28 protein-coding genes and 1 pseudogene are annotated in these 26,602 nt (G+C 70.9%); 20 read left to right on the top strand and 9 right to left on the bottom strand.

What is annotated here, in order from left to right; genetic code table 11:
• The first annotated feature begins 92 nt into the window (after positions 1-92).
• Positions 93-1,016, top strand: coding sequence for a LysR family transcriptional regulator (locus OHA37_RS16015; RefSeq protein ID WP_266905762.1), 924 nt, complete (start codon positions 93-95; stop codon positions 1,014-1,016).
• Positions 1,017-1,025: 9 nt separating this feature from the next.
• On the opposite strand, the gene OHA37_RS16010 is transcribed toward OHA37_RS16015, so the two are convergent.
• The gene (locus tag OHA37_RS16010; RefSeq protein WP_266905760.1) at positions 1,026-1,325 is read right to left on the bottom strand and encodes a PLD nuclease N-terminal domain-containing protein; all 300 of its coding nucleotides are present in this window, start codon (positions 1,323-1,325) and stop codon (positions 1,026-1,028) included.
• Positions 1,326-1,442: 117 nt separating this feature from the next.
• Here OHA37_RS16010 and OHA37_RS16005 point away from each other — a divergent pair, with 117 nt between their 5' ends.
• The 4 genes from OHA37_RS16005 (at position 1,443) to OHA37_RS15990 (ending at position 5,207) form a co-directional block, all read left to right on the top strand.
• Complete coding sequence (locus tag OHA37_RS16005; protein WP_266905758.1) at positions 1,443-2,900, top strand: menaquinone biosynthesis decarboxylase; 1,458 nt, start codon at positions 1,443-1,445, stop codon at positions 2,898-2,900.
• Positions 2,901-3,156: 256 nt separating this feature from the next.
• Complete coding sequence (locus tag OHA37_RS16000) at positions 3,157-3,624, top strand: hypothetical protein (protein WP_266905756.1); 468 nt, start codon at positions 3,157-3,159, stop codon at positions 3,622-3,624.
• A complete protein-coding gene (gene mqnP / locus OHA37_RS15995; RefSeq protein WP_266912831.1) occupies positions 3,624-4,544 on the top strand; it encodes a menaquinone biosynthesis prenyltransferase MqnP in 921 nt (306 codons plus the stop codon). Before OHA37_RS16000 ends, mqnP begins: the two co-directional genes overlap by 1 nt.
• A 78-nt stretch (positions 4,545-4,622) precedes the next feature.
• Positions 4,623-5,207: a Uma2 family endonuclease gene (locus tag OHA37_RS15990; RefSeq protein ID WP_266905754.1), complete on the top strand. Its 585-nt coding sequence runs from the start codon at positions 4,623-4,625 to the stop codon at positions 5,205-5,207.
• Here OHA37_RS15990 and OHA37_RS15985 read toward each other — a convergent pair.
• Positions 5,204-5,836, bottom strand: coding sequence for a rhomboid family intramembrane serine protease (locus tag OHA37_RS15985; RefSeq protein ID WP_266905752.1), 633 nt, complete (start codon positions 5,834-5,836; stop codon positions 5,204-5,206). The two genes, OHA37_RS15990 and OHA37_RS15985, sit on opposite strands and share 4 nt — an antisense overlap.
• A 94-nt stretch (positions 5,837-5,930) precedes the next feature.
• Between OHA37_RS15985 and OHA37_RS15980 the strand changes: the two genes are divergently transcribed.
• Positions 5,931-6,617: a UbiX family flavin prenyltransferase gene (locus OHA37_RS15980; RefSeq protein ID WP_266905750.1), complete on the top strand. Its 687-nt coding sequence runs from the start codon at positions 5,931-5,933 to the stop codon at positions 6,615-6,617.
• Here OHA37_RS15980 and OHA37_RS15975 read toward each other — a convergent pair.
• Positions 6,614-6,748, bottom strand: coding sequence for a hypothetical protein (locus OHA37_RS15975; RefSeq protein WP_266905748.1), 135 nt, complete (start codon positions 6,746-6,748; stop codon positions 6,614-6,616). The two genes, OHA37_RS15980 and OHA37_RS15975, sit on opposite strands and share 4 nt — an antisense overlap.
• Positions 6,749-6,878: 130 nt before the next feature.
• On the opposite strand from OHA37_RS15975, the gene OHA37_RS15970 reads away from it, so the two are divergent.
• The 6 genes from OHA37_RS15970 to OHA37_RS15945 all read left to right on the top strand — a co-directional run bounded on the left by OHA37_RS15970 (position 6,879) and on the right by OHA37_RS15945 (position 11,481).
• The gene (locus tag OHA37_RS15970) at positions 6,879-7,334 is read left to right on the top strand and encodes an Lrp/AsnC family transcriptional regulator (RefSeq protein ID WP_243340137.1); all 456 of its coding nucleotides are present in this window, start codon (positions 6,879-6,881) and stop codon (positions 7,332-7,334) included.
• Positions 7,335-7,430: 96 nt separating this feature from the next.
• On the top strand, positions 7,431-8,594 hold the full coding sequence (mqnE, locus tag OHA37_RS15965; RefSeq protein WP_266905746.1) for an aminofutalosine synthase MqnE: 1,164 nt from the start codon (positions 7,431-7,433) through the stop codon (positions 8,592-8,594).
• Positions 8,595-8,713: 119 nt separating this feature from the next.
• Positions 8,714-9,238 carry a GNAT family N-acetyltransferase gene (locus OHA37_RS15960; RefSeq protein ID WP_266905744.1) on the top strand — a complete coding sequence of 175 codons (525 nt, stop codon included), beginning with the start codon at positions 8,714-8,716 and terminating at the stop codon, positions 9,236-9,238.
• 108 nt (positions 9,239-9,346) lie between these two features.
• Positions 9,347-9,658, top strand: a complete 312-nt coding sequence (locus OHA37_RS15955) for a DUF4229 domain-containing protein (protein WP_266905742.1) — start codon at positions 9,347-9,349, stop codon at positions 9,656-9,658.
• Positions 9,659-9,857: 199 nt separating this feature from the next.
• Positions 9,858-9,965, top strand: a complete 108-nt coding sequence (locus OHA37_RS15950) for a putative leader peptide (protein ID WP_323182336.1) — start codon at positions 9,858-9,860, stop codon at positions 9,963-9,965.
• Between the two features lie 121 nt (positions 9,966-10,086).
• Positions 10,087-11,481, top strand: coding sequence for a dicarboxylate/amino acid:cation symporter (locus OHA37_RS15945; protein ID WP_443046171.1), 1,395 nt, complete (start codon positions 10,087-10,089; stop codon positions 11,479-11,481).
• A 105-nt stretch (positions 11,482-11,586) separates the two neighbouring features.
• On the opposite strand, the gene OHA37_RS15940 is transcribed toward OHA37_RS15945, so the two are convergent.
• Together OHA37_RS15940 and OHA37_RS15935 are read right to left on the bottom strand one after the other, a co-directional pair.
• Positions 11,587-12,165, bottom strand: coding sequence for an O-methyltransferase (locus OHA37_RS15940; RefSeq protein ID WP_266905738.1), 579 nt, complete (start codon positions 12,163-12,165; stop codon positions 11,587-11,589).
• Positions 12,166-12,244: 79 nt separating this feature from the next.
• Positions 12,245-12,889: pseudogene (locus OHA37_RS15935) on the bottom strand (MerR family DNA-binding transcriptional regulator).
• 355 nt (positions 12,890-13,244) lie between these two features.
• Between OHA37_RS15935 and OHA37_RS15930 the strand changes: the two are divergent.
• On the top strand, positions 13,245-13,649 hold the full coding sequence (locus OHA37_RS15930) for an SgcJ/EcaC family oxidoreductase (RefSeq protein WP_266905736.1): 405 nt from the start codon (positions 13,245-13,247) through the stop codon (positions 13,647-13,649).
• On the opposite strand, the gene OHA37_RS15925 is transcribed toward OHA37_RS15930, so the two are convergent.
• Entirely contained in the window at positions 13,646-14,926 is a 1,281-nt protein-coding gene (locus OHA37_RS15925) for an MFS transporter (RefSeq protein WP_266905734.1), read from the bottom strand. The two genes, OHA37_RS15930 and OHA37_RS15925, sit on opposite strands and share 4 nt — an antisense overlap.
• Positions 14,927-15,065: 139 nt before the next feature.
• Between OHA37_RS15925 and OHA37_RS15920 the strand changes: the two genes are divergently transcribed.
• On the top strand, positions 15,066-15,659 hold the full coding sequence (locus tag OHA37_RS15920) for a CGNR zinc finger domain-containing protein (protein WP_266905733.1): 594 nt from the start codon (positions 15,066-15,068) through the stop codon (positions 15,657-15,659).
• A gap of 187 nt (positions 15,660-15,846) precedes the next feature.
• On the top strand, positions 15,847-16,479 hold the full coding sequence (locus OHA37_RS15915) for a DUF7373 family lipoprotein (RefSeq protein WP_266905731.1): 633 nt from the start codon (positions 15,847-15,849) through the stop codon (positions 16,477-16,479).
• Positions 16,480-16,494: 15 nt separating this feature from the next.
• On the opposite strand, the gene OHA37_RS15910 is transcribed toward OHA37_RS15915, so the two are convergent.
• Positions 16,495-17,142 carry a DinB family protein gene (locus tag OHA37_RS15910; RefSeq protein WP_266905729.1) on the bottom strand — a complete coding sequence of 216 codons (648 nt, stop codon included), beginning with the start codon at positions 17,140-17,142 and terminating at the stop codon, positions 16,495-16,497.
• 282 nt (positions 17,143-17,424) lie between these two features.
• On the opposite strand from OHA37_RS15910, the gene OHA37_RS15905 reads away from it, so the two are divergent.
• Both OHA37_RS15905 and OHA37_RS15900 read left to right on the top strand, forming a co-directional pair.
• A complete protein-coding gene (locus OHA37_RS15905) occupies positions 17,425-19,272 on the top strand; it encodes an AMP-dependent synthetase/ligase (RefSeq protein ID WP_266912826.1) in 1,848 nt (615 codons plus the stop codon).
• A 453-nt stretch (positions 19,273-19,725) separates the two neighbouring features.
• The gene (locus OHA37_RS15900; protein WP_266905728.1) at positions 19,726-21,348 is read left to right on the top strand and encodes an alpha/beta hydrolase; all 1,623 of its coding nucleotides are present in this window, start codon (positions 19,726-19,728) and stop codon (positions 21,346-21,348) included.
• Between the two features lie 67 nt (positions 21,349-21,415).
• Here the strand turns inward: OHA37_RS15900 and OHA37_RS15895 are convergent, their stop codons facing one another.
• Complete coding sequence (locus OHA37_RS15895) at positions 21,416-22,597, bottom strand: lipase family protein (RefSeq protein WP_266905726.1); 1,182 nt, start codon at positions 22,595-22,597, stop codon at positions 21,416-21,418.
• 573 nt (positions 22,598-23,170) lie between these two features.
• Between OHA37_RS15895 and OHA37_RS15890 the strand changes: the two genes are divergently transcribed.
• From OHA37_RS15890 to OHA37_RS15880, 3 genes are read left to right on the top strand one after another with little or no spacing between them, the layout of a single operon-like run.
• The gene (locus OHA37_RS15890) at positions 23,171-23,851 is read left to right on the top strand and encodes a DUF6232 family protein (protein ID WP_266905724.1); all 681 of its coding nucleotides are present in this window, start codon (positions 23,171-23,173) and stop codon (positions 23,849-23,851) included.
• Positions 23,848-24,495, top strand: a complete 648-nt coding sequence (locus OHA37_RS15885) for a DUF6232 family protein (RefSeq protein ID WP_266905722.1) — start codon at positions 23,848-23,850, stop codon at positions 24,493-24,495. The genes OHA37_RS15890 and OHA37_RS15885 overlap by 4 nt, the downstream gene beginning before the upstream one ends.
• Complete coding sequence (locus tag OHA37_RS15880) at positions 24,492-24,869, top strand: hypothetical protein (protein WP_266905720.1); 378 nt, start codon at positions 24,492-24,494, stop codon at positions 24,867-24,869. Before OHA37_RS15885 ends, OHA37_RS15880 begins: the two co-directional genes overlap by 4 nt.
• Before the next feature lie 65 nt (positions 24,870-24,934).
• Here OHA37_RS15880 and OHA37_RS15875 read toward each other — a convergent pair whose 3' ends face one another.
• Positions 24,935-26,584 (bottom strand): hypothetical protein, encoded by a 1,650-nt coding sequence (locus OHA37_RS15875; RefSeq protein WP_266905718.1) that lies wholly within the window; start codon positions 26,582-26,584, stop codon positions 24,935-24,937.
• Positions 26,585-26,602: the final 18 nt, after the last annotated feature.

Below are 26,602 nucleotides of genomic sequence, written 5' to 3'. Positions count from 1 at the left end.
AAGGGAAGGAAGAGCGGGAAGTTGCCGGCTCAACCACCCTCGCCTGCCGCCCGTTCGGGAACAACGGCGAAGATCTCAACGTTCGTTCAGCCATGCTTACCGATCGCGATGAGCTGGACTGCTTCCTGATCCTGGCCGAGGAACTGCACTTCGGCCGCACCGCCGAGCGCATGCTGCTCTCCCGGGCCCGCGTCAGCCAGCTGGTGCAGCGCCTCGAACGGCGCGTCGGCGCCCCGCTCTTCCTGCGCACCAGCCGCAGCGTCGCCCTCACCTCGCTCGGCGCCCAGCTCCGCGCCGACCTGGAACCCCACCACCGCGGGATCGCCGCCGCCCTGGACCGGGCCGCGGCGACGGCCCGCGCCGCCGACGGGGTGCTGCACGTCGGCTTCACCACCCCGCCCGCCGGCGAGCTCGTCCTGCGCGCCGCGCAGGCCCTGCGCACCACGCACCCCGGGATCACCGTCGAGGTGTGCGAGGTGCCGCTCTCGGACCCGTACGGGCAACTGCGCGGCGGGGCCTTCGACGTGGCCTTCGCCGAGTTCCCCGTACGCGAACCCGATCTGGGGGAGGGGCCGGCGCTGTTGACCGAGGCGCGGGCGCTGGCCGTGGCCGCCGGGCATCCGCTGGCCGCCCGGGACTCCGTGACGCTGGAGGAGCTGGCGGGGGTCGCGCTGCTGAGCGTCGCCGGGGACCTGCCCGCGTACCTGCGCGAACACCAGGCCCCGGCGCGCACCCCGGGCGGCCGGCCGATCCGGCGCGGCCCGGAGGTGACGAACCTGCAGGAGGCGCTGATGCTGGTCGCGGCCGGTCAGGGCGCCCTGCTGACCTCGGCCCACGCCGCGGCCTACCACGCCCGGCCCGGGATCACCCACGTACCGGTGGCCGACGCCGAGCCGGTCGGGTACGGGCTGGTCTGGCGCGCGGGCGAGGACACCGGCGCCGTACGGGCCTTCGCGCAGGCGGCGCAGCGGGCGGCGCAGCGGGCGCCGGCGCGGCCGGGCGCGGGAGCCCCGTAGGACCCGGCCCTACTCCTTGTCCTTGTCCTTCTCGTCCTGCTCCTCGCGCAGGGACTTCAGGAACTCCGGGTTGTCGTCGGGCGCCACCCACGTGCGGCGGCCCGGGCGCGGCCGGCCGGGGCCGCCGGGTACCCGCTTCTTGCCCGCGAAGAGCCACACGATCGGACCGACGATCGAGAAGAGCAGGATGATCAGGACCCAGACGACCTTCGGAAGGTGCTTGACCTCTTCTTCCGGCGTGTTCAGGCAGTCGATGAAGGTGTAGATGGTCAGCGCGATGATCAGCAGGAACGGCAGATAGCGCAGCACGGTGTGGGACCGACCCCCAGAAGAACGGTGCGGGCCGGGCGGGCCCGCCGTGGACTCTTCCAGGGTAGAGGGCCCGCCGCGGTTCGGGCTCTGAGCGGGGATGCCACAATTGCCCGCATGGCTTACGACGATCTCCGCTCGCTGCTCCGGGCCCTCGAGCGGGAGGGCGACCTCAAGCGCATCAAGGCCGAAGTGGACCCGTACCTAGAGGTCGGGGAGATCGTCGACAGAGTGAACAAGGCGGGCGGACCCGCGCTGCTCTTCGAGAACGTCAAGGGCTCGGCGATGCCGCTGGCCATGAACGTCTTCGGCACCGACCGGCGCCTGCTGAAGGCCCTCGGGCTGAAGTCGTACGCCGAGATCAGCGAGAAGATCGGCGGCCTGCTCAAGCCGGAGCTGCCGCAGGGCTTCATCGGCGTCCGCGAGGCCTTCGGCAAGCTCGGCTCGATGGTGCACGTGCCGCCGAAGAAGGTGAAGGGCGATGCCGCGCCCGTCCAGGAGGTCGTCCTCACCGGAGACGACGTGGACCTGGACCAGCTGCCGGCGCTCTTCACCTGGCCCAAGGACGGCGGCTCCTTCTTCAACCTCGGCCTGACGCACACCAAGCACCCGGAGACGGGCGTGCGCAACCTCGGCCTGTACCGCCTCCAGCGCCACGACAAGCGCACCATCGGCATGCACTGGCAGATCCACAAGGACAGCCGCAACCACTACGCGGTGGCCGCGGCGCGCGGTGAGCGGCTGCCGGTCGCGATCGCCTTCGGCTGCCCGCCGGCCGTCACGTACGCCTCGACCGCGCCGCTGCCGGGCGACATCGACGAGTACCTGTTCGCCGGGTTCGTGGCGGGCAAGCGGATCGAGATGGTGGACTGTAAGACGGTCCCGCTCCAGGTCCCGGCCAACGCCGAGGTGGTCATCGAGGGCTGGCTGGAGCCCGGCGAGACCCTCCCCGAGGGCCCCTTCGGCGACCACACCGGCTTCTACACCCCGCAGGAGCCGTTCCCCGCGCTGACGATCGACTGCGTGACGATGCGCAAGCGTCCGCTGATCCAGTCGATCGTCGTCGGCCGCCCGCCGACCGAGGACGGCCCGCTGGGGCGCGCGACGGAACGCTTCTTCCTCCCCCTGCTGAAGATCATCGTCCCGGACATCGTGGACTACCACCTCCCCGAGTCGGGCGGCTTCCACAACTGCGCGATCGTCTCGATCGACAAGAAGTACCCGAAGCACGCGCAGAAGGTCATGCACGCCATCTGGGGCGCGCACATGATGTCGCTGACCAAGCTGATCATCGTGGTGGACAAGGACTGCGACGTCCACGACCTCCACGAGGTTTCCTGGCGCGCGCTCGGCAACACGGACTACGCCCGCGACCTCACCGTCGTGGAGGGCCCGGTGGACCACCTGGACCACGCCTCCTACCAGCAGTTCTGGGGAGGCAAGGCGGGCATCGACGCCACGAAGAAGCTGCCGACGGAGGGCTACACCCGCGACGGCGGCTGGCCTGACATGGTCGAGTCCGACCCAACAACGGCGGCCCTCGTGGACCGCCGCTGGAAGGAATACGGACTTTGAATCCTCCCCTGACCGAAGAAAGGGGATTCCTGGCTCACGCCGCTCGGTCGCTCAGCGAGCGACCGAGTCTTCCGCGATCAACACCAGCCGGGTTGAAACCAGCCCGGGTGTATGCAGTTGTGGAGGTTGCCGTGCCGGCTTGGTTCTCGCGCGACACGTTGTACGCGCTTGGTTCTCGCAACGCACGACACGCACGCTACCCGGTGGCGTTCTGCCCTGGGGGCAAAACGGCATTTTCTGCCCTAGGAGGCTCCCAGTGAGCGACATCGAGACGGGAGGGCCCGCCCTCTTCATCGGCACAGATGAGGTCTACGTGGCCTTGGTGCGTCCGGAGCTCGACCCGGCCGACCCGGGCGTCCGCGAGGCCGCCGCGGAGGCGGGCGTCTCGCCGGAAGAGTTCGCCGGCCCCGGCAACGTCTGGGCGCTGATGCTCGACGAGGACGGCGAGGGCGACGGCTTCGAGCTGCCCGGCGCGCGGGACATCGAGGCGGACGACTTCGCGGAGCAGCTCCAGCGCGCCCTGGTCGCGGGCGAGCCGTTCACCGCCGAGGCCGGGAACTTCCTGCGCCTGGAGGCGCGCCCGTCTCCCACCACCTGGCAGCTGACCGCCCACGTCACCCCGCCCGAGGGTCACGACGCGGGCCCGTGGACCCTGGAGCTCGGCACGCTCCCCACGGCAGACCTGCTGTCGGACCTCGAAGACTTCCGGAGAACCCTCGCATGATGACCACCGCCGACGAGGTCGTCGGATCCGGTCCCGCGCCGCAGGCCAACGGCAAGGTCAAGGCGTTCCTGCGGCTCGTGATGATCGAGCACTCGGTCTTCGCGCTGCCCTTCGCCTACATCGCCGCGCTCACCGCCATGTACACGCTCGACGAGCGGATGCACTGGGTCGAGCTGCTGCTCGTCACCGTCTGCATGGTGGGGCTGCGGACCTTCGCGATGGCCGCCAACCGGATCATCGACCGGGAGATCGACGCGCGGAACCCGCGGACCGCCGGGCGCGAGCTGGTGACGGGCGCCGTCTCGGTCCGCTCCGCCTGGACCGGGGCCGGGATCGCCCTGGCCGTCTTCCTCGGCTCGGCGGCGCTGCTGAACCCGCTCTGCCTGATGCTGGCGCCGGTCGCCGTGGTGCCGATGGTGGTGTACCCGTACGGGAAGCGGTTCACGAACTTCCCGCACGCCATCCTCGGCATCGCCCAGGCGATGGGCCCGGTCGGTGCCTGGATCGCGATCACCGGCGAGTGGTCCTGGGACGCGGTGATCCTCGGCCTCGCGGTGGGCGTGTGGATCGGCGGCTTCGACCTGATCTTCGCCTGCCAGGACGTGGCCGCGGACCGCGCGGAGGGCGTCAAGTCCGTCCCGGCCCGCTTCGGCATCCCGGCCGCCCTGTGGGGCGCGCGCGGCGCACACGTCGTCACCACGGGCCTGCTGGCCTGGTACGCGGTGGCGACGGACGCGGGCTGGCCGTTCTGGCTCGGCCTGCTGATCGTCGTGGCGGCCTTCGTCTACGAGCACACCATCGTCACCCCGCACGACCTGTCCCGCCTGAACCGCGCCTTCTTCACGGTGAACGGCTTCATCGGGATGGCGCTGTTCGTGTGCGCGCTGCTGGACCTGGTGGTGCGGGGACTGTCGCTGTAGCTCGATCGTGTGTGCCCCGTCTGAACCGGCGGTTCGCGCCCTGCCCCGGTGGCTAGCGTGCGGCATACCATCGAGTGCATGGACAGGGAGGCCGACGTGACCGTCTCGGAGACCAAGCGCCTGCACTCACAGCTCAGCCGGTTCGAGGACATGTTCCCCGGTTACCGGATGGAGATTGTCGAGGGCGCCATCGTGATGAGTCCGCTGAAGCCGCACCACGCCAGGACCATCCGGTTGCTGTGGAACACGCTGGAAGACCAGATTCCGCCGGAGTGGGGGTTCATCAGCGACGTGGCCGTCCCCTTCGACGGAGACAACGAGTTCTGTCCCGACCTCGCCGTCATCCCCGGTGTGGAGGCGGACAAGAACCTCAGCGCCTACCCGCCGGACCTCGTGGAACTCGTCATCGAGGTCGTCTCCCCGAGCAGCGTGCGCAACGACTACGAGGTCAAGGACCGGGCCTACGCGCGGCGCGGCATCCCGTACTACCTGATCCTCGACCCGTACAAGGCGCAGTGCACGACCCTCTGGAATCCGGGGCCCGACGGCTACCGGGGGCGCGACGTGTTCCCGTACGGGGAGAAGGTCACCGTGCGTACCGGCATCGGCGAGGTCTCGTTGGACACGTCGGCCCTCCCCGTCGACCCCGGCGCCGCGGGCTAGAGCGCCGCGACCTCCGGTCGGGGGCGGGCGATCAGGGCGACCGCCGCGCCGGCCAGGAGGCCGAAGAGGTGGGCCTGCCAGCTGACCATCGAGTCCGTCGGGAGGGCTCCGGCCAGGAAGGTCGTGCCCCAGACGGCGGCGATGACCACGGCGACCGCGACGCCCAGCGGGCTGCGCTCCACGAAGCCGCGGATCAGCAGGTAGCCGAAGAGGCCGAAGATCAGGCCGGAGGCGCCCGCCGTGATGCTGTGGGGCGGGGAGATCAGCCAGACGGCGAAGCCGTCGGCCAGGACGATGGCCGCGCAGACGGCCAGGAAGCGGCCGATGCCGCTCAGTGCGGTGACGAAGCCGAGGACCAGCAGCGGGACGCTGTTGGAGGCGACGTGGTCGAAGCCGAAGTGCAGGAAGGGCGCCAGGGGTATCCCGCTCAGCCCGTCGGCCTCCCGCGCGGTGATCCCGTAGGAGTCGAGCGCGTGGCCGGTGGCGTGGTCGACGGCCTCGATCAGCCACAGCAGGGCCACCCAGCCCAGCATCAGCTTCGCCGCCGCCGTGACCCGGCCGGTCCGGCTCCACCGGCCCGTGCCCGCGCTGGTGCCCGTACCGGTTCCGCTCCCGCCGCTTCCGCTCATGACGCCCCTGCCCCCTGCTCCGCCGTGTCCACCCCTTGAACGTGCGCACACCTTAGTCAGTGCCCGTCGGCGGTGGCCGGATAGTCTCGGAGGTATGACTGAGGGCAAGCGCACCCCGTGGGTGGTCGGGGTTTCCGGGGCGTCCGGGACGCCGTACGCGGCCGCGGTGATCCGCGGGCTGCTGGCGGCGGGCGAGAGCGTGGACCTGGTGGTGAGCCGGGCGTCCCGGCTGACCCTGCTGGACGAGACCGGGATCGCCTTCCGCGACGCGCACTGGCGGGAAGACCTGGGGGAGTGGCTGGAGCGGGGGGCCGACGGCAAGCCCGCGACCTTCGCGCGCCCGGACCTGGACGGCGTGCGCTACTGGCCCGCGGGCGACTTGGCGGCCGGGCCGAGCAGCGGCTCGTATCCGGTTCTGGGGATGCTGATCGTGCCCGCGTCCACGGCCTGTGTGGCCGGGGTGGCGCTCGGGCTGTCGAAGGACCTGCTCCAGCGGGTCGCGAGCGTGACGCTCAAGGAGCGGCGACGGCTGGTGGTGACGGTTCGCGAGACCCCGCTGAGCGGGCAGACGCTGAAGCATCTGGTGAGCCTGGACGAGGCGGGCGCAGTGGTGCTGCCCGCCTCTCCGGCGTTCTACGCGGGTGCGACGCACATCCAGGATCTGGTGGACTTCGTCGCGGGGCGGGTGCTCGACGCGGCAGGGGTGCCGCACGGGCTGTACCGCCGGTGGGAAGGGGAGCTCGGAGGCTCCCGTCCCCGGGAGGCAAGCGGTGGCGCTTAGCGCTTCTTGGCGCGCCCCGGCTTGCGCATCTTGTCGACGCGGTGCGCGGCGACGGGCTGGTCGGTGCGGGATCGGTTGGCCAGCTCCTGGAGCTGTCGCATGTGCGCGTAGGCCATCTCGATCGTGTACACGGTGAACCACTCCTGAAGATTGTCAGATCGTCTTTGATCTGTTGAAAGATTCACAGGGTGTCGACCCTGTGCGCCTTTGATTCTATACGTAAACTTGAGGGAATGCCGAATAATGGAAGGTTCCAGGTACATGGACGCGGTGGACAAGCAGCTCATCCAGGCACTTCGTGAGAACGGACGCGCCTCGTACGCCGAGCTGGGCCGGCTCGTGGGCCTCTCCGGCCCCAGCGTCACCGACCGGATCAACCGGCTGGAGACGGCCGGAGTCATCACCGGCTACCGCGCGACCGTGGACGCGGCCTCGCTCGGCCTCGGCGTCACGGCGCTGATCGGCATCTCGCTGTCCGACGCCGCGGACCACGAGGACGTGGCCCGCCGGCTGCGCGACCTCTCGGAGATCGAGGACTGCTGGTTCATCGCCGGCGACGACTCGTACATGCTCAAGGTCCGGGCCGGTGACGTGGACGGGCTGGAGCGGATCATCCGCAAGCTCTCCAGCACCAAGGGCGTCTCGCGCACCCGCACGACGATCGTGCTCTCCACCAAGTGGGAGAACCGGGTCGGGGGCCTGCCGGAGGAGGCCTGAGGGCGCTGAGAGTACGGTTGGGGACGCGGTCGTGGGGCGCGCGTACCGCGCCGCGTACCGGGCAGGGCAGGCATGAGGACAGAGGAGAGGACCGGCATGGACGCTGGGTTCAAGCGTGAGCTGGAGGACAAGGTTCGCTCCGGCGAGCGGCTGACTCGTGAGGACGGCATCGCCCTCTACGAGTCGGACGACCTGGCCTGGCTGGGCGGCCTCGCCCACGAGGTGCGCACGCGCAAGAACGGCGACGTCGTCCACTTCAACGTCAACCGCCACCTCAACATGACCAACGTGTGCACGGCCTCGTGCGCGTACTGCTCGTTCCAGCGCAAGCCGGGCGAGAAGGACGCGTACACGATGCGCATCGAGGAAGCCGTTCGCCTGGCCAAGACCATGGAGAACGAGAACCTCACCGAGCTGCACATCGTCAACGGCCTGCACCCCAGCCTGCCGTGGCGGTACTACCCGCGCTCGCTCTCCGCGCTGAAGGAGGCGCTGCCGAACGTCTCGCTGAAGGCGTTCACGGCGACCGAGATCCACCACTTCGAGACGATCTCCGGCATGTCGGCCTCCGACATCCTGGACGAGCTGATCGACGCGGGCCTGGAATCGCTCACCGGCGGCGGCGCCGAGATCTTCGACTGGGAGGTCCGCCAGCACATCGTCGACCACCGCACCCACTGGGAAGACTGGTCGCGCATCCACCGCCTCGCGCACTCCAAGGGCCTCAAGACCCCGGCGACGATGCTCTACGGGCACATCGAGGAGCCGCGCCACCGCGTGGACCACGTGCTCCGGCTGCGCGAACTGCAGGACGAGACCGGCGGTTTCCAGGTCTTCATCCCGCTGCGCTACCAGCACGACTTCGTGGACATGAAGGACGGCAAGGTACGCAACAAGCTCCAGGCGCGCACGACGATGGCGACGGGCGCCGAGGCGCTGAAGACCTTCGCGGTCTCCCGCCTGCTCTTCGACAACGTCCCGCACGTGAAGGTCTTCTGGGTGATGCACGGCGTGCAGACCGCCCAGCTCGCCCTCCAGCACGGTGCGGACGACATGGACGGCTCGGTCGTCGAGTACAAGATCACGCACGACGCGGACAACTACGGCACCCCGAACAAGCTGGGCCGCGAGGACCTGCTCGAACTGATCCGCGAGGCGGGCTTCCGCCCGGTCGAGCGCAACACGCGCTACGAGATCATCCGCGAGTACCCCGGCCCGGACGCGGAGCTCCGCGAGACGCCGCAGGCGATGCGGCTCTGACGCCTGACGCCTGACGCCTGGCGTCCGGTGCGCCGTGCTGTGCTGTGTGGCCCCGGTTCCCCCTGGCGGGGGGCCGGGGCTCTTTGCGCACTCCATCAAGTAATAGCTAAACTAACAGTATGACCCTTACTTACGCCTTCGATCCGGTCGTCGACCCCGCCCTGGTCGAGGAGTTCGCCGCACTCTGGACCGACGTGTCCAACGCCGGTGGCGCGGTGGGCTTCGTACCGCCCGTCACCATCGAGGACATCCGCCCCGAACTGGACGGGCACCTCGCCGCGGCCTCCGAGGGCCGCAGTCGGCTGCTCGTCGGGCGGGACGCCGCAGGGCGGGTGCGCGCCACCGCCGTCATCGCGCTCAACCGGCAGCAGCTCGACGCGCACTGGGTCTGGGTCTACACCGTCATGGTCGACCCCGCCCTCCAGGGCCACGGCGCCGGCCGCGCGCTGATGGAGGCCGTCGCGGACGCCGCCCGCACGATGGAGGGCATCGAGGCGATCCGCCTCGGCTGCCGGGGCGGGATGGGCCTGGAACGCTTCTACGAGTCCTGCGGCTACAAGGAGGTCGGCCGCGTCCCCGGCGCGGTCCGCGTGGCCCCCGGTGACGACCGCGACGACATCACGATGCTGCTGCCGCTGTACTGACCTGCGGGACCCCGCGGGGCGCGACCCCGGCGGGCCGGGGAGGGGGTCCGGCGTGCTTCACTGGACGGGCACGTACCGCCGTAGGACGACGAGAGAGAAGGGGTCACCGTGTCCCTCAAGCCGAGCGCGACGATCCGATACACCGCGATGCGCCTGGGGATCTTCGTCGGGTGCCTCGTCCTCGTCGCCGGTCTGGTCCGGCTGGGCTGGGTGCCCTCCGGTCTGGGTGACGCCAACCCCGCCTGGGTCGTGCTGCTCGCCCTCGTGCTCTCCGCTCCGCTCTCCTTCGTGCTGCTGCGCAAGCAGCGCGACGAGATGTCCGCGGTCATCGCCGGACGCGTCGCGGGCGCGAAGGACAAGCTCGCCGCGAACCGCAGCCAGGAGGACGACGCGGTCGACGAGGCCGCGCGCGCCAGTTAGCAAGGCAGTTGGCAAGGCAGTTAGCTTCATCACACACCGAAATGCCTCGGCACCGGGTTCGCCACCCGTGATGCCGGGGCTTTCGGCGTTTCTCAGGGGGGTCCACCGGGGGGTTCGGGGGGTTTCGGGCCTGCGGCGGCCCAGTTGACCCAAAGGGAGGCTTTGAGATTCCCAAAGGTGAAGTGTTAGCGTGTTCAACATGTTGACGACAGCCGCGCACCAGATGACCCCGAGCGTTCCGCTCGTGGCGCGCCTGCACGTCGACCTCTGCCGCCGCGCGTCCGCGGCCTGTTGCTGCTGTCGCTGAGTCCCGCGACCAGCCCTGGCACAGCAGCGGTCCCGCCCGCCCGGCTCTTGGCTTTTCCGGGTGCTGCCGCACCGCACCACCACCCCACCGCAGAAACCGCAGAACCACCCGGAGAGTGTCCGTGTCCGCGTCACCGCAGACCCCTGCCGCCGAGGCCCCCGTAGAGGCCCCCGCCCCGGCGAAGAAGTCCTCGTCGTTCAAGTTCCCCTTCTGGGCCCAGATCGTCACCGGCCTCGTGCTCGGCGTTCTGCTCGGCTGGGTCTCCCGCAGCCAGGAGATCAGCTGGCTCGGTACGACCCTGGAGCAGATCGGCGACATATTCGTCCAGCTCCTGAAGCTGGCCGTCGCCCCGCTCGTCTTCTTCGCCATCCTGGTGTCGATCACCAACCTCCGGAAGGTGAACAACGCCGCGCGGCTCGCCTCCCGCACGCTGCTCTGGTTCATGGTCACGTCGCTGATCGCGGTGGCCATCGGCCTCGCCATCGGCCTGCTCACCAACCCGGGCTCCGGCACCGGCCTCACCCCGCAGGACGGCAAGCTGCCGAAGCGCGAGGGGTCCTGGCTGGACTTCCTGACCGGCATCGTGCCGACCGACATCATCACGCCGTTCACCGAGCTGAACGTCCTGCAGATCGTCTTCCTCGCCGCCGTCGCGGGTATCGCCGCCCTCCAGCTCGGCAGCAAGGCCCAGCCGGTGCTGAACCTCGCCGAGTCCGTTCTGGAGCTGCTCCAGAAGGCCCTGTGGTGGGTCATCCGCCTCGCCCCGATCGGCACCGTCGGTCTGATCGGCACCGCGATCGCCACGTACGGCTGGGACCTGCTCGGCAAGTACGCCACCTTCACGGTCGACGTGTACGTCGGCTCCGCGCTCGTGATGTTCGGCGTCTACCCGCTGCTCCTGTGGACCGTCGCCAAGGTCAACCCGCTCCAGTTCTTCAAGGGCGCCTGGCCGGCGATCCAGCTGGCCTTCGTCTCCCGCTCCTCCGTCGGCACCATGCCGGTCACCCAGAAGGTCACCGAGCGCCTCGGCGTCCCGAAGGAGTACGCCTCCTTCGCCGTCCCGTTCGGCGCCACCACGAAGATGGACGGCTGCGCCGCGATCTACCCGGCGCTCGCCGCGATCTTCATCGCGGAGATCTTCGGTGTGCAGCTCGGCATCACCGACTACCTCCTCATCGCCTTCGTCTCGGTCATCGGCTCCGCCGCCACGGCCGGTCTGACGGGCGCCACGGTCATGCTGACCCTGACCCTCTCCACGCTGGGCCTCCCGCTGGAGGGCGTGGGCCTGCTGATGGCGATCGACCCGATCCTGGACATGATGCGCACCGCCACCAACGTGGCCGGTCAGGCGCTGGTCCCGGTCATCGTCGCGGCCCGTGAAGGCATCCTGGACAAGGCGGCCTACGCGACCGCCTCCTCGTCCCTGCTGGACGAGCCGGCCCCGGTGAAGCCCGCGTCCACGGACGCCGATGCCGACGCCGACGCCGACCCGGCGAAGGTGCTCGTCACCGCCTGAGCCCCGCCACCCAACCGCCGCAGCCCCCGCCCCCGTCCGGGCGGGGGCTGCGGCTTTGTGGCACGCGCGGGGTGCCGGTGGGCGGCCGGATCGCGGGCGGTCGGCTCAGGTTGTGCGTACCGCCATCAGCAGGCCACTGGCCCAGGCCAGGCGGACGCAGCGGAAGTCCTTGCGCTCGTCCAGCTCGGCCAGCAGGCGGGCGACGGAGGCCTCGTGGTCCTGTGGCCAGTCGGGCTTGGGGAGGAGGTCGTCGATCAGGTAGGTCCCGCCGGGAGCGACGAGTTCCAGGGCCCGGTCCAGGTGGGTGAACTTGCCCGGCCAGGTGTCGGCGAAGACGAGGTCGAAGGGAGGCCCGTCGAACTCCTCCAGCCACGTACCGCCGTCTCCGGTCACGAAGGTCACCCGCGGATCCGCGTCCAGCTGTTCCCGGGCGATGGCCTGGACGCCGGGGTCGAGTTCGACGGTGGTCAGGCGGGAGGCGCGGTCCATGCCGCTGAGGAGCCAGGCGGCGCCCTCGCCCGTACCGGTGCCGAGCTCCAGGATCCGGGCCCCGGGCCGGCCCGCGGCAAGGGCCGCCAGGAAGCTGCCCGTACGGTCCTCGCTCGACATCGTGAAGCCCGCCTCGACCGCCTTGGCGCGCAACGTGGGGAGGGTGGAGGGGAGTTGGTTCGGCGTATCGTCCATGCGGTGATCATGCGAGGGTCGTGCCTGCCGGGCAAGGCCCGGCAGGCGCCGTCGGGGTGGTCGGCCGCTGGGGCGGGGTTCACGCAGTGAGCAGGCGCAGGCCCAGATCCACCGCGTCGAGGCCGACGAGTTCGCTGTTGCGCTCGGCCCACCGGCCGGAGTCGAGGTCGTCGCGGAGGCTGCGTACCGCCCGCTGCTCGGCCTGCGGCCCGACCCTGGTCCACACCGACATCGCACGGCGCACGTGCTCCTCCAGGTACACCTCAGGCCGGCGCCAGTACGCCTCGAACAGGCCGTCGGCGCAGTCCCGGGGGACGGGCACCGGCTCGGCGCGGGCGCCGATCGCCTCGGCCATCCCGGCGAGCGGGGGAAAGTCCGCGAGGACGGCGGAGAACTCGGGCAGGTAGCCGCGGGTGAGCCAGAAGCGGTCCCGCCATCCCGGCTCGTCGGTATCGAAGGTGAGCACCACCACCCGGCGGGCCACGCGCCGCATCTCACGGAACCCCGCCAGCGGATCCCCCCAGTGGTGCGCATCCCAGATCTGCGCGGCGATCCGCGGCCCAAGCGCCGGTAGGCCAGTACCTCCCGCAGCAGTTCCACGTCGCCCGGCGCGTAGGCCCGGTATCCGGCCGCGGTCCGCGCCGGGGGCCGCACGACCCCGATCGCGTCGTAAGTGGTGCAGCGTACGGACGCTCACGCCGGCCCGCTCGGCCACGCGTCCCACGGTCCAGTGATCTTCCACGCCACGACCATGCGGCCTGACGCCACGTGAGGGTCGAGGGCCGCTGGGCTCCGCCGCCGACACGGTGACCCACGGCCGGTCGTGGCGCTAGGCTGCCCCGAAGTCCGTTACGGAGGTGGCGTGTTGGATCAGCGGAAGTGGATCGTGGCAGCGGCGGGGATGGCCGTTCTGCCCATCTGGTGGGTTCTGCGGAAGGCGCCGGACGGGGGTGGGGGCGAGGCCGGGGGTGACCGGCGCGCCGGCGCCGCACCGCTGGAGGGTCCTGACGGTCGGGCTCGTGGTGTGATGCGATCGCGCACTTGACCTCAAGCGGGCTTGAGGTGTGACGATCATTCACATGACCACGGAATCCACGCACCACGCGGCAGACATCGAAGCCATCGGCCGGCTCGTCGCCACCGTCGAGCATTCCCAGCGGAACAAGGACCCCGAGGAGTTCCTGGGCCTCTTTCACCCGGACGCGATCTGGACGACGGCCCACGGCAAGGTCCTGATCGGGCTCGACGCGATCTCGGAGTTCACCCGCAAGGTCCTGCCCGCGGCGAACTGGGACGGTGAGGTCACCTACGAGGTGGCCCACGTGCTCTTCATCCGCCCCGACGTCGCGGCGGTCAAGGTCCGCCAGCGGTACCTGTCTCCGGGCGAGGAGGGCGAGGGCGCCCCGCTGTACGTGATCTCCAAGCAGGACGACGGCCGTTGGCTGCTCACCGCCTGCCAGAACACCGGGGTCGTCGCCGGTTAGCCTGCCCGTCGATCCGGCGAGGAGGCGGAGGGCGACGGTTGCGGCGCCGAGGGGGTTGTTTCCGCGTCGCGGAGGCCTTGGGTGGTGACCCGGGAGGCGAGGGGGATCGCGGCGAGGGCGAGTCCGGCGGCTGCGGCGAGGAAGGTGGCGCGGAGGCCCAGGCCGCGTGCGAGGAGGCCGCCGCCGAGGGCTCCGAGGGGGACGACGCCCAGGACGATGAGGCGGTAGGCGGCGGTGACGCGGCCGAGGAGCTCGTCGGGGACCGCCGCCTGGCGCAGGGTGCTGACGACGATCTGGTTCAGTGAAGTGGCCAGGGCGGCGGCGAACATGGCCGCCAGGGCCAGGGGTGTGCTGTGGCCCAGCCCGAGGACGGCGTAGCCGGCGGCCGGGGCGAGGGCGGCGAGCCAGGTGGTGGGGCCGCCTCCGATGCGGGGTACGACCTTTTCGGCGAGCAGCGAGCCGGCGATCGCGCCGGCTGCGGGGACGGCGATGAACAGGCCGTAGCCCGACATGGCCAGGTGGTACGGGCCGGTGATCAGCAGGACGAGGAGTCCACCGGTGGCCGCACCGAAGAAGTTGATCGCCGCCGAGATGAACGCGACGCGGCGCAGCAGTTCGTGGCCCCAGAAGTGGGTCCATCCGGAGCGGATGTCCTGGGTGAGGGTGGTCGGGTTCGAGCGCTGGTGCTCGTGTTCCTTGCCGGTGGGGCGCAGTGCGGGCAGCAGCAGGGCCGCCAGGCCGGCGAGTGCGAAGGCGGTCGCGCCGGTGTAGAAGGCCGCCGAGGCGGCCAGTGCGAACAGCGCCGCGCCGGCGGGCGGCCCGATGAAGGTGTTGATGACGGACTGCGTGGCGAACAGCCTGCCGTTGGCGCGCTCCAGCTTCTCGCGGGGCAGGAGCCGGGGCGGGATGGCCAGGGCGGCGTTGTCGACCATCGTCTCGGCGCAGCCGGCGATGAACACCGCGGCGTAGAGAAGGGCGACGTGGTGCCATCCGCCGGCCAGGGCGAGGGCGAGCAGCGCGAAGCCCGCCGCGCGCAGCCCGTTGCCCAGGACGAGGATCCGGCGCCTGTCCATGCGGTCGGCCAGGGCGCCGGCGGGGAGGGTCGCGAGCAGCCAGGGCAGGAACTGCACCACCGTCATGCCCGCCACCACGAGCGGGTCGCGGGTCAGCGTGGCGACGAGCAGCGGTGCGGCTGCCTGCAGCACCCCGTCGGCGAGGTTCGAGGACGCCTGGGACGCCCACAGTGCGGTGAACGGTCGGGGGGCGGTCACGGACACGGTCGTCCTCCTCGTGATGACCTCATGGGTGATTGCCTGATTGGGCATGATGCCCAGAAGATCACCTCACATGCAATAATGGATTTGCCCATGAGAGTCGCCTCGCGGGCACGAGCGCCTTAGCCGGCGAGGGGAGCTGATGGTGAGGTTCGGCCACATCGCGGGCGACCGCATGCTCGACCTGGTGAACACCGTTGCCTGGCGGCTCGGCGGACCCGAACGCACCGAGGCCCTGAAGGCCTACTCCGACGTCGTCGAGTGGTGCGTCGAATCCGACCTGCTCGGCGCGGACGAGGCCGCGGTGCTGCACGACCTCGCCGGCCGGGACGGCGCCCTGGCCGAGCGGGAGCGGCAGCAGGTCGTCGAAGCCCGCGAGAGGGCCTACGGAGTCCTCTTCGACGGCGATCCCGAAGCCGCCGCGGACCTCGCGAGCATGTACCGGGCGGCGATCGCCGAAGCCGACCTGGTCCGCATGGGCCGCCGTTGGCAGTGGCAGGACCGGGAGGCAGGCCTCCGTACGCCCCGCGATCGCATCGTCCGCGGGCTCGTGACCCTCACCCAGCGCGAGGACCTCGACCGCCTCCACCAATGCGAAGACGCCAAGTGCGGCTGGGTGTACCTCGATACGTCACCGCGGCGCAACCGCCGCTGGTGCGACACGAAGGACTGCGGCGACCGCAACCGCGCCCGCGCCTACTACGCCCGGCAGAAGGCGAAGGGCCTCCAGTCCTGACGGTCCGTCACCCACGGGGCATTCGCGCGCACTCGATCGGGGGTGGCGTGTCCCGACTCCCGACTCCCCACTCCCGCCCCCGGCTTCCGCCTCCGTGGCGCCCCCTTCCCATCCCGGAGCAGGTCGGACGGGCCCCGGGTGATTAAGTAGGGATCTTCAAGATGTGCGGAAAAGTTGGGAGTTCAGGGTGAAGTCCGTCGTGCGGGGGACCGTGTGTGGGGTGGCGCTGATGGCGGCGCTGACCGGTTGTGGGGGTGGCGGGGACGCCGATGCGGGTGCGGCCGTAGGCGTCGTCGGAATCGGAGGCGGCGGCGAGAAGGGCAAGAAGAAGTCCGGCACGCTGTCCGTGCCGCAGCTCTGGTCGGCGCTCCCGACCAATGAGGCCCTGGGTGACGTCTGGGTCGGAGATGACTTGGCCGTGATCGACGGGGAGCGGGCGCGCCAAGCCTGCGCCGAAGAGACCGGCACCGCGTGCAACGGGGTGGTGGCCGCGGGCCACAAGGAGGCCGCGGTGAGGGGGGACGCGAGCAGCGACAGGGCCGAGTTCACCCTCTTCTCCTTCGATTCGCAACAAGCCGCGAGCGCCGCGGTGAAGGGTCTGGCGGCCAAGATGGCCAGCCGCGAGCCCGCACCCCAGCCGACGAAGCTCGCGGCCGGCGCGGACGAAACCGAGGCGTTCACCAACGGCAGGAACAGGACCGACGTCGTCATGCGCGTCGGCAATGTCGTGGCGTACGTCCTGGCGAGCGTGAGCGAGGACAACGGCAGCGCGCTGCGGATGGCCACGCTCCAGGTCGACCTGATCAAGAAGGCCGCCTGATGTGAAAGTGACGGCCTAGGCGGGGTGGGTGTCCCGGTCGATCGCTTCGGCGTCCCGGGCCGCCTGCTCCAGGCGGTCGTGGTGGGTCTTCCACCAGGACGGGTCGGCCTGGGGGAGGCCGTTGTTGGCCGGCTGCATGCCCACCGCGCCGTCCAGCAGCTCGCGGAGGATGTCGGCGTGGCCGGCGTGCCGGTGGGTGTCGGCGATGACGCGGACCACGGCGTGGTGCAGCGAGACCTCGTTGTCGTCCTTCGGCCACCACGGGACCGTGCCGATCGTGTCCAGCGGGAGTGCGTCGATCGTCGCGTCCGCGTGCGCCCAGGCGCGGTGGTAGAGCGCCACGATGTCCGCGCGCGACTGGTCCGGGGTGGCCCACATGTCCGCGTTGGGTTCGGCGTCCTCCGCGACCCAGGGGAGGGGTTCGCCGGAGAGGCGGGCGAAGGTGTCGCCGAGGTAGCCCAGCTCCGTGGTGGCCGCGTGCTTCACCAGGCCCAGGAGGTTGGTGCCGGTGGGCGTCAGGGGGCGGCGGGCGTCGTACTCCGAGAGGCCTTCCAGCTTCCAGAGGAGGGCTTCACGGGCGGACCGGAGGTAGAAGTGGAGGTCCGCCTTGGGGTCTGCGGCCGGCCCTGGGGCTGGGGTGGTGGCGGGGTCTTGTGTGGTCATGGAAGCAGTCTTCCGGACGGGTGATCTTCGGGCATCGGGTTTACGCGGCACCCGTGAGCCCGAGCGTCAGGGGGCAGGGCCGGCGCCAAGGGCTCGGGCGGCGTGGGCGTGAGGTGGGGGTGCGGGTGGCGTGGCGTGGAGCATCGGTGAAAAGGAGGGCACAGGGGTGTTCAGGCTGGTTACCGCTAAGTAAATTACCGGCGGTAACACTCCGTCCTGCCAGGGAGGCATGCCGTGACCGCCGAATCGAGCCTGGTGAGGGTCGCCCAGCCACACAAGCCGCTGAAGGCCGTCGAGCCCGTCAAGACCGTGATCGAGGGCCGGGTTCGTGAGGTGTGGGTGCCCCCGCTGGCGCCGGTGCCGGTCCGCGGATCCCTCGGGGACATCCCCTTCGACAATGCCCGGGAGGCGCCGAGGGAGCCCGTACTCGCGCGCAAGCAGCCGGACGGGACCTGGCGGGACGTCACCGCAGCCGAGTTCGCCGGGGCGGTGCTCGCCGTCGCGAAGGGGCTGATCGCCGAAGGGCTGCGGCCCGGCGACCGGCTGGCCATCATGGCGAGGACCACCTACGAGTGGACCCTGCTGGACTTCGCGGGCTGGGCGGCCGGGCTGATCACCGTACCGGTCTACCCGACCTCCTCCGCGATCCAGGCGCGTTGGATCATCCAGGACTCGGGCGCCGTGGCCTGCGCCGTGGAGGACAAGGTGCAGGCGCGGATCATCAGCTCGGAACGGGCCAACCTGCCCTGGCTGCGCCACCTCTGGGAGTTCGACACGGGGGCCGTGGCCCGGCTGGTCAAGGCCGGGGAGCACGTGCCCGACGAGGTCGTCGCGGCCCGGCGGGCCGGGTGCGCGCCCGAGTCCGTCGCGACGCTGATCTACACCTCCGGGACCACGGGCCAGCCCAAGGGGTGCGTGCTGACGCACGCCAATTTCTTCGCCGAGGTCGACAATTCTGTGGAGCTGCTGCACCCCGTCTTCAAGTCGGTCAGCAAGGACCCGGCCTCGACCCTGCTCTTCCTGCCGCTGTCGCACGTCTTCGGACGGATGGTGGCCGTCGGCTGCATGCGGGCGCGGGTGAAGCTGGGGCACGCGCCGAGCATCAGCAGCGAGGACCTGCTCGCGGACCTGGCCGGCTTCCGGCCGACGTTCCTGCTGGCGATCCCGTACGTCCTGGAGAAGGTCTACAACACCGCGCGGGCGACGGCCGAGAAGATGGGCCGGGCCTCCTCCTTCGACCGGGCGGCGCGGATCGCGCGCAGCCTCGGAGAGATCGCGGTCGTGGAGGGCAAGCGGCCGGGGCTCGGCCTGCGGGTGGCCCGGGCCCTCTACGAACCGCTCGTGTACCGGCGGATCCGGGCCGCACTGGGCGGGCGCGTCCGGTACATCCTCAGCGGCGGCTCCCCGCTCGGCCGGCGCCTCGCCGCCTTCTACACGGGCGCGGGCATCGAGGTCTTCGAGGGCTACGGCCTCACGGAGACGACCGCGGCCGCGACCGTCACCCCGCCGCTGCGGCCCCGGCTGGGCACGGTGGGGTGGCCGCTGCCGGGGACGGCGGTACGGATCGCGGACGACGGGGAGGTACTGTTGCGGGGGCCGCACGTGTTCGCGGGGTACTGGAACAGCGGCATCGCGGTGGGCGGGGAACAGTGGCTGTACACGGGGGACATCGGGGAGCTCGACGCGGACGGCTACCTGACGATCACCGGGCGGAAGAAGGACGTGATCATCACCTCCGGCGGCAAGAACGTGGCCCCCGCGCCCCTGGAGGACTGGCTACGGGCCCACCCGCTGGTCGGCCAGTGCATCGTGGTCGGCGACAACCGGCCCTACGTCACCGCCCTGATCACCCTGGAACCGGAGGGCCTCCAGCACTGGCGGCAGATGCACAAGAAGACGGGCATCCCGATCAGGGAGCTGGTCGGGGACGAGGACCTGCGGGCGGACCTCCAACGGGCGGTGGACGATGCGAACCGGCTGGTGTCGCGAGCGGAGTCGATCAGGCGGTTCGCGGTCCTGGCGGGTGACTTCACGGAGGAGCGCGGCCACTTGACGCCTTCGCTGAAGCTGAAGCGGGGCGTGATCGTCCGGGACTACGCACGGGAGATCGACGCGCTGTACCGGACCTGACGGGCCGGGGCGACCCGCCATGCTCCGCGCGGAGCCGTCGCCTGGGGCCGGCCCCAGGGCCTCGAACGCAGGCGGGGCTGGAATGCCCCGCAGGTCCGAGCTGGCGTCTGCCAAATCCAGCCTCTCCGGCGTTTGAGGCGCTGGCCAAGTCCAGCCCCGCCGGCGTTTGAGGCGCGGGGTCTGGGGCGGAGCCGGAACTGCCCGCAGGTCCGAGCAGGCGCCGGCCAAGTCCAGCCTCGCCGGCGTTTGAGGCGCGGGGTCTGGGGCGGAGCCCCAGGGGGTCCGGGCGCAGCTCGGGGAACGGGGGAAGGGCGGGGAGGGGACAGGCCCCGCGCAGCGGTGACGCGCCGACGCGTCAAGGGGCCGGATGGGTGATGGGCCTGCGGAGCGGGCCGCGCGGGCCGCGCTTATGGTGAGGCTCACTGGTCCGGGGGGCCGCTCCAGGAGGGTGCAGTGCACCGTTCCCGTTCCCGTTCCCGCTCGGCTTCGAGGGCCCGCACCCGGATGGCCGCCGGAGCCATGGGCGCCGCCCTGGCCGGATCCCTCCTCGCCGCCGCCCCCGCTCCGGCCCCCGCGAGTACGCGGATCCAGTGGGGCGCATGCCCCGAGAAGCCCGTGCCCGCCGGCATGCGCTGCGGCACCCTCACCGTGCCGCTCGACTACGAAGCCAAGGGCCAGGGCCAAGCCACGGCCAAGGCAACGGTCCGGATAGCCGTGGCCAAGCTCCCCGCCACCGCACCCACCGGCAAACACCTCGGCTCCCTCGTCCTGAACTTCGGCGGCCCCGGCGCCCCCGGAGTCTCCACGCTCGCCGCCGACCCCAACGCCTTCGCGGAGCTCAACAAGCGCTACGACCTCGTCGTCTTCGACCCCCGCGGCGTAGGCCACAGCGCCCCCCTCACCTGTGGAGGAGCGGCCGGAGCCGGGGACGCGGCCCCCGACGGGCCCGCCGAGGAGCTCGCCGCCCTGCGCGCCGCAGCCAAGCGCTGCGCGCTGGACTCCGGCCCGGTGCTCCCGTACGTCGGTACCGTCAGCGTGGCCCGCGACATGGACCTGCTGCGCCAGGCCCTCGGGGAGGAGAAGCTCGACTTCCTCGGCTTCTCCTACGGCACGCGCCTCGGCGCGGTCTACGCCGCGCTGTTCCCGCGCCGCACCGGCCGGATGGTCCTCGACGGGGTCGACACCCTTACCGAGCCGCTCGGCGAGCAGGCCCTGCTGTCGGCGGTCGGCCAGCAGCGGGCGCTGGACAACTTCCTCGTCTGGTGCGCCCACCGGCAGGGCTGCGTCTACGGCACGAACACCCGTACCGCCAAGGAGAAGGTCCAGGCCCTCATCACCCGATTGGACGCGGCGCCGCTGACCGGCGAGGGCGGACTGCGCTTCACCGGGCAGGACGTGGCCGACGCCATCGGGGCCGCCCTGTACTCGCAGAAGGCCTGGCCCGACCTCGCGGACGCCCTCGCGCTGGTCGAGCGCAGCGGTGACCCGGTGGGGCTGATGCAGCTCGGCGGTCCGGACGAACCGCTTCCGCCTCCCCCTCCCCCTCCCCCTCCCCCTCCCCCTCCCCCTCCGCCCCCGTCATCCCTCCGGGAGGAGCCCGACGCCGACGCCCTCCCCGCCGTGCCCGCCGACAACGCCACCGCCGCGCTCGTCGCCGTGAACTGCGCCGATGACCCGGACCGCGGCGACGCCAAGGCCTCCCCGGCGGCCGTCGCGCGGGAGCTGGCGGAGCTCCGGCCGGTCTTCCTGGCCGCCTCGCCGATCTTCGGCCCGCGCCAGCTGATGACGGTGCTGGCCTGCTACGGGCGCCCCGCCGGCACCGATTTCATCCGCAGGATCGACCGCCCCGCCGGGGTTCCGCGCATCCTGCTCGTCGGTACGCGCGGAGACCCGGCCACCCCGTACGAGTGGACGGAGGAGACGGCGAAGCGGCTCGGCAACACCGTGGTCGTGGACTACAAGGGCGACGGCCACACCGGATACGTCGCCTCGCGCTGCGTGCAGGGGTACGTGGACCACTTCCTGATCGACGGCCGGCTGCCGTCCGGGACGCGCTCCTGCCCCGCCGAGGAGTGAGGCCGCGGAAACGGCTTCCTCCCGACGGGGCAACAGCACCAAGGCTGCGGCAACGGCCGCCGTCAGCTCAGCAGTTGGGGCGAGCCGTACGGCCCGCGAAGCGGTCCGCGAGCCAGTTGCCCGCCGCCAGGGACTGCGTGATCACGCCGCTGACGTGCTCGCCGATCCAGATGGTGTCGAATTCGAGGTTCGTGCCCCGCGCGCACCAGTCGGAGCGCAGCCGGCTCCCGACGGCGTACGGGATGAGCTCGTCGCCGAGGGCGTGGTACTGGTACACGGGCGCGGCCGGGGCGGTGCGCCCGAGCTTGCTCTGGTTCAGCCGGGCCTGCCAGTCCGGCTGCGCGAGCGGGTTGCGGGTGGTGAGGTCGGAGATCCGCTTGAAGGAGCCGGCGATGGAGTCGATGGCCACGCAGTTGTCCTTCATGGCGCCCACCAGGAGCTTCCCGGCCGGGTTGAGGTAGGAGTCGAGCTTCAGCTCCGGGAAGGCCGCGTCCTGGCCGGCGGCGGCCATGAAGATGAGGCCGGAACCGTAGGAGCCGTTGTTGAAGTCGGCCACCTTGAGCAGATCGGCCGGGACGCCGCCCGTCGCGGTGCCCTTGACCTGCAACTCCGGTGCGTACGAGCCCTGCAGCTCGGCGGCCCAGCTGCTGGCCTGGCCGCCCTGGGAGTACCCCATGATGCCGACGGGCGTGTCGGCGGACAGCCCGGCCTCGGGCAGGCGGGTGGCGGCGCGGGCGGCGTCGAGCACGGCGTGGCCGGCGGAGGGGCCGACGGTGTAGGTGTGCACGCCGGGGGTGCCGAGGCCCTCGTAGTCGGTGACGACGACGGCCCAGCCGCGCAGGGTGAGCTGCTGGATGAGGTTGGCCTCCAGGGCGGTGCCGTACGGGAGGTTGTTGCTCGGCGCGCAGGAATCGCCCATGCCGACGGTGCCGACGGCGTAGGTGATGAGGGGGCGCGGGCCGGTGCGGCCGTCCTGCGGGACGATCACGGTGCCGGAGACCACGTTCGGGGCTCCGTCGGCGGTCGTGGAGTTGTAGTGGATCTTCCAGGCCTTGGTGTGGGTGGGCTGGCCGGGCAGCGGGTGGAACGCGGACGGCGCGCTGCCGACGATGTCGCCGGGGCGGGCGGTGGCGGTCTTCGCGGCCTCGGAGGTGGTGATGCTCTCCTGGGCGGCGTCGGCCGTGCCGGGGATCGCGGCCGAGAGGGCCAGGGTGGCCACTGCGGCGAGTGCTGAGCTTCGGATGCGCATGGGGCGGCTCTCCCAAGGGTCCGGGTGGGGGTGGTAGGTGAGGAGAAGGTAGTGACCGACCGGTAGGAACGTCGCTGACCGCACAGCTCAGCTTTCCTGACCCGGGGCCGCACCCCTGCCGTGCCGCACGCCCTGCCCGCCCCACCTCGGCGGCCCGCCCACCTTGTCGGGGTGACCGCGGGTGCGGCACCAACGCGCGAGACACAGGGCGGAATTCAGCCATGCGGACCAGCGCGCTGTACTCGTACGCGTACGCGTACGCGGACGAGATCGCCCGCGACGGCTCGGGCAAGCCGGCCTACCAGGGCGAGGCCCGCGCCCTGGGCGACCGGGCGTACGGCAAGCCGGCGCTGTGGATCACCATCGTCCACCTGGCGGCGCTGGGGTGGTGCCGGTGGTCCGGGCGACCCCTCCAGCCCCACTGGCCCCACCGGTCCCACTGGTTCCTTATGGGCGCCAACAGCACTAATTTACTTGCGAGTTGGCGAGTAAATGACGCTCGCACCGTGAGGGCTCCGGGTGCTTAATGGTTCTCCGCGCAGTCACACACCTGTGCGGTCGACTGGGGGAGTCATGGAATCCAACGGGGCCACAGCACCGCCGCCACCACAGCAGCCGCCTTCGCGGCAGCCTTCGCAGCCACCCGTGCAGCCGCCCTCGCCGTCACCGCGGCCACCGCAGGGACCGGCGCTGCCGCCACTGCCGCGGGGCTCGGGGGCCCGTGGCGTCCATCTGCGGATCAGCCGACGGCTGTTGTGGGTGGGCCGGGCCGCCTATCCGCTGCACAACATCGTCCGGGTGCAGACCACCGTGCTGACGCCCGACCGGGAGAAGGCCGTCGTCCAGTTCCTGAAGTGGGCGGGCGTCCTGATCGCGGCCTACGTCCTGGTCGCACTGCTCGCCGACGCCGGCTCGGGCTACTCGGGTGACGAGGACTCCGACGTCGAGGCGATGAGGGGTGTCGCGATCATCGTGGGGATCTGCCTCCTGGGGCAGCTCGTCTACCGGCTGAGCAGGCCGGACGTGCACGCCATGGTCGTGGAGGTGACCAGCGCCTCCATCGCGCTGGTCACGATGGAGGACGAAAGCCAACTGGACGCAGTAGTGCAGAACTTGGTCCACGCCATCGACCACCCGGAGGCGGAGTTCTCCATCCGGATGGAGAAGGTGGAGCTGAACCTGAAGAGCTACCACCTCGGCGACAGCGTGAACATCTACGGCGGTGTGGGCAACACGGGTGTGGTGAAGACATGACCGTTCCGCCGCAGGAGCCGCCGCAGGAGACACCTCAGCCACCGGTGGCACCTCCCGTCGTACCTCCCGCGCTGCCTCCCGTACCGCGGTCGTTGGCGCACTCGCAGGGCCCGGAGTCGCAGGTCCCGGGGTGGGGCGAGGGGGTCGACGAATTCGGTGTCACCCTGCGGGTCAGCCGGCGCCTCCTCTGGGTGGGGCAAGCCGTCTACCCGCTGCACAACGTCGTCCGGGTGCAGAGCTTCGTACTCAAGCCCAACCGGACGAAGGCGGCGCTCCAGTTCGGGCTGTGGATGGTCGTCATGCTGGTGCTCGCCTCGCTGTCCAAGTCGATCAGCGGGAGCGGAGTGCCCCTCATCATCGTCCTGGTGATGATCCTCCTCGTCGCGCAGCTCGTGTGGAGGCTGACCAGGCCGAACGTGTTCGCCATGGCCGTGGAGACCTCCGGGACGCCCTTGGCGGTGGTGACGCTGGCCCGCCTCGATGACCTGCGCGGGCTGGTACGGCGCATCGTCGATGCCATCGAGCACCCCGAGAAGGAGTTCTCGATCTACGTGCACCAGCTGCAGGTGAAGCTCGGGGACTACCACTTCGGCGACACCGTCAACATCAACGGCGGCAACGGAAACAAGGGGATACTGAAGTGACGGACAGCGGCAGGGACGCGGACGGCGGCATCCAGTACGGCGACCGGGTCACCATCAACGGCGGCCAGGGCGTCATCGGCATCGTCAAGAACCAGTCCCCGACCATCGTCGGCCCGCAGGCGGCTCCGGTCACCCCGCAGGAGGCGCTCCGGCAGCTGGAGCGCCTGCTCCTGGAGCTCCGTCCCCAGGTCACGCCGGCCGGCGCGGGCACGATCGACACCAACCTGCCGGTGATCGTCTCCCCGGAGAGCGGCCCGGAGGCGCGGCACGGGGCCCTGATGGCCGTACTGGGCATCGCGACGCTCGCGGGCGAGATCGGGCTGCCGATCATCGAGGCGGTGGGCCGGGTGCTGGAGCTGCTGGGCTTGGCCTAGCCGAGACAGGCACCTGTACCGGCATCCGCCCCGGGCCCGGATCCGGGCCCGGGGCGGACTTGGAGCTACGGGCTGACGATGACGTCGTCGATGCGGCTCACGGCGAAGAAGTGGGTCGCGTCGGTCTGGTCGTAGCGGGTGGCCCAGGAGCCGGTCACGTCGGCGGTGAAGGTCTTGGTGAAGGTGCCGTCGGCGGTGGTCTTGGAGTTGCCCATGACCTTCCACGTCGTGGTTCCGGCGGGGCGGAAGTAGTAGTGGACGGTCTGGCCGGCGAAGGGCTTCCAGGTGGGGTCGGCGTGGTTGAGCTTGCCGGTGACGGTGAGCGGCCGGCCCTTCTTGGCCGGCTCGGGGTTGACGTTGAACTCCGGGATGGCCGTCGCCGTCCGGGCGACCTTCACGGCGGGGGTGACGGAGCCGTGGATGGCGGTGGTGCCCGCGTACTGCAGTCGTACGTGGACCGGTCCCGGGTAGGGGAGCGTCGTGTCGATCGACGCCGCGGTGTTGTCGCCGGGCTTGGTGGCGACGTCCACGCTCTTGCGGGTGGTCCAGCCGGTCTTGCCGTCCGCGGAGGTCTGCACGTCGACCTTCAGGGACGTGACGCCGGCCGGGATCTGCCCGCGGGCGAAGCCGGCCTTCACGTTCACGGTCTTGTTCTTGTCCGCCGCGGCCGTGAAGCCGGTGAAGAGGGTGCCGGCCGTGGTGTCCACGGTCACCTGCGAGGGGGCCTCGTACAGCCAATCCGAGGACTCGGCGACCGTCCACTGGGTGTCCGTGAGGAACGAAACGGGCCGGGTGAAGCGGCCCGCGGCGTCCGTCTGCACGCCCCTCGATCCGACCTGGACGTAAAAGCCCGCCGGGGGCGGCTTGTAGGTGCCGTCGGCGGCCTTCCAGGTGAGGGTGCCGCTGATCTTGCCCAGCGTCCCGTAGGCGCCGGTCAGTTTCGGGGAATCCAGGGTGATGCGGGCCGACGTGGGCGACACGTCGACACGCACGGACCGCTGTTCCTTGACGCCGTTCAGTGTGGTCGCAAGGTCGATGTTCGCGAAGGTGGACCCGTAATCGAGATCGTTCCCGGACACAAGAACGTTCTCGACACCTGTGAAAGCGACCTTGTGCTGGAAGTGTCCCTGTGCGTCGGCGTTGAACGGGGTGGTGACGGCGTCGACCCGGCGTGTGATCGCGCCACCTGCGAAGGGCTTGCGCGAGCCGTCGCGCGGGTCGTGGATCTTGAGGTCACCCGAGAGCACCGTGTCCGGCTGCGCGAGCGACACCACCCCGTTTGAGGTCTTCAGGTTCTCGAAGACGGGCTCCAGCTGATAGTCGAAGGTCGCCCGGTCCTGGCGGAGGATGGGCTCGCCCTCGGTCCCCTCGTACTCCACGTCGACGACGTACTGCCCGAGTGCGGGGAGGCGCAGCGGGCCGGTCGCGAAGAGATCCTCGTACAGGGGCGCTACGTTGTCGCACCACATCACGCAGCGCTCCTTCCGGAAGAAGCTCGTGATGGTGGCGACCGGGGTGGACGCGCCCTTCGCACGCACGTGCACCTTGAGGCCCTTGGGCTGCTCCGTGGTGCCGAACGCGAGGTCGACGCCCCAACTGGAGGCGTCGGTACCGAAACCCGGATGGGAGTCGGCGGCGTGGGCGGCCGTGGGCGCGGCCAGCATGGCCCCCAAGGCTGTCGCCGTGCAGAGCACGGCGCTGATGCGCTTCTTCATGTGTCCCCCGGGGAGCGG

Origin of the sequence: Streptomyces sp. NBC_00335 (genome assembly GCF_036127095.1) — a bacterium.
GTDB lineage: Bacteria > Actinomycetota > Actinomycetes > Streptomycetales > Streptomycetaceae > Streptomyces.
Note: the sequence above shows the minus strand (reverse complement) of the source record. Positions and strands in the feature narration are given on the sequence as shown.